Genomic DNA, 1,367 nt, shown 5'->3' with positions numbered 1-1,367 from the left:
ACCAAATACCGCCCCGCCCAATGCCCCAGAGCCCTCAAAGCCCCAAAACTCCGAGCCTTCAGCGCGCCCGGACGTCGAGCGCATCCGAGCCTCAGCGCGTGCGGGCTTCGAGGGCGTCCGGTCCTCAGCGCGGCCGGGCCTCAAACGCGTTCGGGCCTCCGGACCTCCGGGCGTCAAGCGCCTCCAAGCCTCAAGCGCCTCCTCGCTCTCCTCGCCTCCTCGCTCTCCTCGCCTCCTCGCTCTCCTCGCCTCCTCGCCGTGGGGTGTCGGTGGCGGCGCGTACCGTGCGCAGCGTGGCGGGTGAGGGACGGGGACGGGCGCGGGCGCCGCTGTGGCGGCTCAGTCCGGCGCAGCGGCTGCTCGAAGGCGGCGCGCTGCTGAACTCGCTCGCCTTCTTCGCGGCCATGCCGTTCGCGCCGCTGTACCTGAGCGAGCACACGAGCCTCGGCACGCCGGCGGTCGGTGCGGTCGTCGGGGCGGTCGCGCTCACCGCCGCGTTCGGCGGCCTGCTCGGCGGAATGATCGTGGACCGGCTCGGCGCCGTCCCGCTCATGCGGGCGGGCCTGCTGCTCTACGTCACCGTCTACGCCCTGCTGGCCACGGCCCGCTCCGCCCCGGCGATCATCGTCCTGTTCCTGCTGCTCGGCGTGGCGCGGCTGATGGTGGAGCCGGGCGCGAAGAAGCTGCATCCGCCGCGCGCGGACGCGCATCGTCCCGGCATCCGGTCGCGGCGACGCTGCGCGACCGCCGCCTCCTCGCCGTCGTCACCGCCGGGATCGTGGTCTTCTTCGTCTTCTCCCAGATGGAGTCCATGATCCCGCTCTATATGAAAGGCAGGTACGGCGAACGCACCGAGGAGTACTTCGCCGCGCTGTTCATCACCAACGCCGTCCTCGCGCTGGCCTTCCAGCTTCCGATCGACCGGGTGTCCGGACGGCTCGGCCGCAACGTCATGGTCGTCGCCGGCGCGGTGAGCTTCACGGTCGCGTTCGCCTGCTTCTGGGCGAGCCCGTCCGGCCTGGCCTGGCTGTACGTCGGGATCGTGTTCTGGACGATCGGCGAGGGCATCCTGCTGCCGATGCCCGACATGGCCGTCCACGAGATGGCGGACGACGAGCACAAGGGCGCCTACTTCGGCCTGTCCGAGGTCCGCCAGCTCGGCTTCTTCCTGGGCCCTTTCGCCGGCGGCTTCCTGCTGGACGCCGGAACCATGGCGTACTTCGCCGTCATGGGCGCGTCCATCTTCCTCTGCGTCCCGCTGCTCCTCCGCCGCACCTCTAGCACCTCTACTACACAACCGGCCCTTGCGGTCGACGACCGAGTCCCCAGCACGACCTGACCCGGTGCCGGGTCACGGGGGGCGGGGT

Annotated in this window: 2 protein-coding genes; both read left to right on the top strand. The window is 71.1% G+C overall.

Annotated features, from left to right (window positions below):
* Positions 1 to 293 precede the first annotated feature (293 nt).
* Positions 294 to 815, top strand: coding sequence for an MFS transporter (locus tag ETD83_RS45190; RefSeq protein ID WP_329603084.1), 522 nt, complete (start codon positions 294 to 296; stop codon positions 813 to 815).
* Positions 737 to 1,339: an MFS transporter gene (locus ETD83_RS45185; protein ID WP_329603083.1), complete on the top strand. Its 603-nt coding sequence runs from the start codon at positions 737 to 739 to the stop codon at positions 1,337 to 1,339. The genes ETD83_RS45190 and ETD83_RS45185 overlap by 79 nt, the downstream gene beginning before the upstream one ends.
* Positions 1,340 to 1,367 lie beyond the last annotated feature (28 nt).

The organism is Actinomadura soli (assembly GCF_005889715.1).
GTDB lineage: Bacteria > Actinomycetota > Actinomycetes > Streptosporangiales > Streptosporangiaceae > Spirillospora > Spirillospora soli.
The sequence above is the reverse complement of the archived record's forward strand: the minus strand, read 5'-3'. Positions and strand labels throughout refer to the sequence as shown.